At 65.5% G+C, this 4,668-nt stretch carries 5 protein-coding genes; all 5 read right to left on the bottom strand.

Going from position 1 to position 4,668, the window contains the following annotated elements:
* A partial coding sequence (locus tag ACT84W_RS07105; RefSeq protein WP_444328703.1) for a hypothetical protein occupies positions 1–321 on the bottom strand: 321 nt, incomplete at its 3' end.
* Entirely contained in the window at positions 284–538 is a 255-nt protein-coding gene (locus tag ACT84W_RS07100) for a hypothetical protein (protein WP_444328702.1), read from the bottom strand. The genes ACT84W_RS07100 and ACT84W_RS07105, both read right to left, overlap by 38 nt.
* Positions 525–1,736, bottom strand: coding sequence for a hypothetical protein (locus ACT84W_RS07095; RefSeq protein ID WP_079535895.1), 1,212 nt, complete (start codon positions 1,734–1,736; stop codon positions 525–527). Before ACT84W_RS07095 ends, ACT84W_RS07100 begins: the two co-directional genes overlap by 14 nt.
* Positions 1,723–2,901, bottom strand: coding sequence for a hypothetical protein (locus ACT84W_RS07090; RefSeq protein ID WP_444328701.1), 1,179 nt, complete (start codon positions 2,899–2,901; stop codon positions 1,723–1,725). The genes ACT84W_RS07095 and ACT84W_RS07090 overlap by 14 nt, the downstream gene beginning before the upstream one ends.
* A gap of 138 nt (positions 2,902–3,039) precedes the next feature.
* Entirely contained in the window at positions 3,040–4,596 is a 1,557-nt protein-coding gene (locus tag ACT84W_RS07085) for a hypothetical protein (protein WP_444328700.1), read from the bottom strand.
* Positions 4,597–4,668 lie beyond the last annotated feature (72 nt).

The following is a 4,668-nucleotide window of genomic DNA, read 5'->3' as shown; positions in this document are numbered from 1 at the left end:
GTAGGCGAACACGCCGAGCACCGTCGCGGTCTTGCCGGCGCCGGGCACCGAGAAGTCGGCCGCGCGCCCAACCGTCGCCATGAAGAAGGCGTCGAGCATCTGCCGGTCGCGCAGGGGACGCACCATCGACGCGTTCACCACGTCGCGGAACTCCCGGAAGCGCGGCCCCAGCTGGGTGTCGTCGGCGATGCCCTCGGCGGTCTGCGCCTTGATGGCCAACCCCACCTCGGAGCGCTCGCGGATGTAGGTCTCGCCGGCGTTCACGAAGGCGCCGAAGCTCGGGTCAACCGCGATCTCGACGCCGTGGCCGTCGGCCTCCATGATCGCCTTCGAGCATGTCCTGGCACTCGCGAAGGCCCATGCCGCCGTCGAGTAGGATGCGGTCGCGATCGGTGCCGTCGACGGCGCTCGCCGGGTAGTACAGCCAGGCGCGCCATGCGGCCGAGGCCATGAACGAGGCGATGTCTTGCCCCTCGATGCGCAGGTACATGCCGGGGCGCGCCTCGTCGTAGCAGACGACGGCCCTAGGCGCGCTCATCGATCTCACCGATCAGCTCTTCCACCTTGTCGGCGACGGCAACGAGGTTGCGGCGCACCTTCTCGAGCTCGTCGGGTCCCAGCACGTCGAGCATCTCGGGAAGGATCTTCTCGAGCTCGGAGAGGCAGTCGGCGGATTTCTTGGCGGGCGTGTCCATGAGCTTGACGCGGCGCACGGTCTCCCTTGCGCGGTCGCCTGCGCGCTTGAAGCCGTCGACGAGGTTGCCGTCCGAGCGCAGCTCGCTCACCTTCTCGCGCGTGAGGGCGTCGGGACCCATCTTCTCGAGGAGCTCGGACATGGCCTGCAGCTCGGCGGCCTTGAAGTCGGCCTCCGCATCCGTGCCTGCCACGCTGCCGAAGTCTCTCACGTATCGGGTGATGTCGCCCTCGGGCTGCACCACCATGTTGGCGAACATGAGCCGTTTGACAAGCTGTTTGTCGCGCCTGTTGTCGTACTTCTTCAGCACGCGGCTGAACTCGCCCAAGGGGCCATCGACCTTGAGGGCGCGGGCGAGGTGGTACTGCTCGGGGGCCTGGCAGAATTCGAGGAACTCCTCCATGTACTGGGCGCGGTCGACGAGTTTTTTCACCTCCGCCTCGGTCATGCCCGTCGCGTTGCCGTACTCCGCAGGGGTTATGAGGTGGTTCTTAACCACGTCGCGGTATACGCCGACGAGGCGGTCGACGGGATCGTACGCCACCTTCTCCTCTTCGCCGATTTGGATGGCGAGCTCGAGCAGTTTGATGCGCTTGGGGTCGCTGCCTGTGGCGTCGTCGAGGATGGCGGCCTCGAACCAGCCCGCCTCGTTGTTCGCCCGCGCGAGGCGGCGGACGCAGGTCAGGCGTCGGTTGCCGTCGATGACGCGTCCGTCGTTGAGCACGATGCCCGGCCTAAGCTGGCCGCGAAGGGCGATGCTCTTCTCGGTCTTCCTGAGCGCGCCGGGGTTGCTCTCGACGATGAAGTCCTCGATGACGCCGTTGTACTCGTCGCGGCCAAGGGCGAGCAGATCCGCGCCCTGCGCGGAGTTGTACTCGCTTACCCAAGTGGCGATGCGGTCGTTCTGGTCGTTGTAGAACAGAAGGTCGCACTTGATGCGGTAGATGTCGAAGTCGCGCGTCACGTTGTCGATGGAGTGCTTCTCCTTGCGACCCGTCGGCAGGACGTTGCCAGTCGCGATCCCTTCCTCAAGCAAGCTCATTTCGTGCCTCCTTCTTCCATGCCTCCATGGATGAGTAATATGCGTCCCCGATGTCGTCGTAGTAGACGTCGGAGTTGTAAATGGTCGTCGTCAGAAGCGGTGCCGGGCACGTGATGCCCAGATCGTTTGCGAGCAGTCTCGGCAGGTCATCGCGCTCGATTCCCTCATGGTGGGCGACGATCCACTCGATGAGGTCGGCTGCGGAAAGCCGCCCCTCGCCTCCGGCGACGAACACCTTGGTTCCGGCGAGCGTGCAGCTGCGCAGGAGCCCTCCCGCGTCGAGCAGCCCCTCGTAGAAGTCGTCGGGCATGTCCAGCCCGTACAGCGGATGCGGAGTGGCGCCGCCCGCGCGCAGGCTCGCCACGGTGAAGGGCTCGCCTTCGGGCGCATCCACGCTCACCGCGGGCGCGTACGACTCGATGTCCGCCATGCGCGCGCCTAGCACGTCGTGCAGCCGCGAGAACGAGATGTAGCTGTCGCCCTCGTAGAGAAGTAAGCGGTGGTCCGAAAGCGCTTGGCGCAGCACCTGGCGGAAGGCGGGGTGCTGCCACACGGCGTTCTCGAAGCCGGCGTCGCCCTTCGCGAAAGACGGATGCTCGGCCAGCAGCCGCGTGAAGTGGTCGTTCGGGGTGCTCCCTTCTCGGAAGAGCAAGCCGCGGTCCTCGTAGTAGCCCGCATCCTCGATGCCGCGGTCGAGCGCTTCGGGCGGATCGTCGGGAAACTCGAAGGCGAAGCGTCGACGCACGAGGCCTTCGTCGCAGATGCGGCCGGCAAGCTCCCGGGCAAGGAAGCCCTCGATGGTGGGTGCCTCGCGCTCGGTGTCGTGCGCTACGGGCACATCCGCACGGGAGGCCGGGGCGCCCGTCGGGCATTCAGCGACCTCGACGCCAAGCCACTCCGAGAAGCTCACGTCCGCGGGCTCGGCGAACAGGTCGAGCCATATCGCGGCGATGCCTGCGCTGAAGCCGTATTCGCGCTCGTAGGCTTTCGCGGCGACGTTTCTGGGCTCGTCCGCATGGCGCTCGGCGAAGGCGCGCACCTGACGGCGGCGGTCGACCTTGCCGAACCCGACAGAGAGGTGGTCGCCCAGGGTGACGCCCTCGTCTGCGTTCCAGAAGACCTGCTTCAGCTCATCGTAGAGAGCGATGGGCGTGGTGATCCCCACGCGCCTCAGTTCGTTGCGCGAGACGCGAAAGACTAGACGGGCGCAAAGTTCGGTATCCTCACGCCGTGCCGCACTCACCGCCGCGCGCGCCGCCTCCGCACGTCCGCCCTGCCGGCTGTCGACTACTTCCGCCACGCGCTACGCCTCGCCCAGCTTGGGCCCGAAGACGCGCTCGACATAGGCGTCAAGCGTGCCCTCCTTGGCAAGCTCCGCGGAGTCCGCGAGTTCGAAGTTCGAGTCGCAACCCTGGCCGACCTCGTCGTGGAAGCCCAGGATGAAGTGCGTGGCGATCTCGTAGATGATCTTGGTGGGCGCGATGCCGAACACCTGGTGTTCCAGGATGTGGTCCAGGCGCTCGCGGTCATCCGGGAAGGCGGCCTTCATGCCCTCGCTTCGGTACAGGCGCTTGACGATCTCGGTGATGTAGAGGCCCGACTTCATGTACAGGTCGGCGAAGGTATGGCTCGGGTCGTCGAAGCAGCCTGGGTTCTCCTTCTCGAAGAGGTCCACCATCTCGACCACGACGTTGCGCGGCGTGAAGATCTGGTTGGTCTTCTGGGGCGGCACGTAGTCGAAGATGTCCTCCGTCTGGGTCTCGTCGAAGTAGTTGGCCAGGCGTTCGCGCAGCTTGATGAACTCGCTTACGGAATCGTTGAACACCACCTCGTCGAAGAGGTGCCCGACGAAGTGCTTAACCTCGCCAGTCTTGGTGTCGGTGTAGTCACCGCCATCGCGCAGGAAACGGAACTCGTCCACGGTGATGCTCGTGACGTCCTGGAAGACGTCGGCGGGGATCACCGTGTCGAAGTTCGCAAGCGTCGTGCCCTCCTCACCGTATGCCATGAGGAACGACGGGATGGTGCGCGAGAAGCCGCGCAGGTGGGCGCGAACATTGTCCTCGATGCCCTGCTTCTCGTCTTCCTTCTTTGCCGTCTCCACCTCGCGCACCACGGTCTCGCCGGCGCTCTGCACGAGCTCCTCGCGGGAGTCCTCGAGCTTCCGGGCGAGCGCCTGGAACGCCTCGGCCTTCTGCTCGTCATGCCGCTGGTTCACCTCGGCCCGCTCGGCAGCGCTGGATGCCGCCTTGAGCTCGTCCTTGCGCGACTGCTCGATGCGGCGCGCCTGAATCTGGTAGTCGCCGACCTGGCGGTTGAGTTGGATGTCGGCGTCCGCCTGGACCTTGCGCTCGATCTGCTGCTGCTGGCGCGGCTTGAGCTCGCTGCCGTAGCTCTCCTTGGCGGCCTGTACCAGAGGCGCGGTCACGCTCTGCTTGAAGGCCTCCTTGAGGTTGTCGAGCATCGCCCTGTCGTCGTCATTGGCCTCGTGCGCCTTCGCTATGTCGTCCACATGGCTCGAGAATTCGACGGCGATGTCGCCGTAGACCTTCGGCCCGAAGATGTCCGCCGCCTTGCCTACGACCTGCTCGTCGGGGATCTCCACCTCGCCCTCGTCGTTGATGGAGAGCTCGTCGGCCGTGCTCTTGTCAATCTCGACCTTGTTCTTTTCGGCGTTCTGCGCCTTGCCCTGCTCGTAGGGATCGAAGCGCTGGATAATCTCCACGACCTCTGCCGGCGCGCGGAAGACGCTCGCGATGTTCTGGAACAGGAAGTTGCTCATGAAGCCGCGCTTGACCACCTCGCGGGCGTGGATGCGCCTCGGCACGCTGAGCACCTGCTCGGCATCGAGCTCGACCATCTGCCCCTCGTCATCCCGGTCTCTGAGACACATCTCCGAGCCCACGAGACACTCCTACCGACAGAGCGTCTG

This window comes from Paratractidigestivibacter sp., from assembly GCF_052362415.1.
In the GTDB taxonomy this organism is placed as follows: Bacteria; Actinomycetota; Coriobacteriia; order Coriobacteriales; family Atopobiaceae; genus Paratractidigestivibacter.
The sequence above is the reverse complement of the archived record's forward strand: the minus strand, read 5'-3'. Positions and strand labels throughout refer to the sequence as shown.

What these genes read in the sequence shown, in the direction of transcription:
- ACT84W_RS07095 (WP_079535895.1), bottom strand. Translation starts at nt 1,736, where the DNA reads ATGAGCTTGCTTGAGGAAGGGATCGCGACTGGCAACGTCCTGCCGACG.
- ACT84W_RS07100 (WP_444328702.1), bottom strand. Translation starts at nt 538, where the DNA reads ATGAGCGCGCCTAGGGCCGTCGTCTGCTACGACGAGGCGCGCCCCGGC.
- ACT84W_RS07085 (WP_444328700.1), bottom strand. Translation starts at nt 4,596, where the DNA reads ATGGTCGAGCTCGATGCCGAGCAGGTGCTCAGCGTGCCGAGGCGCATC.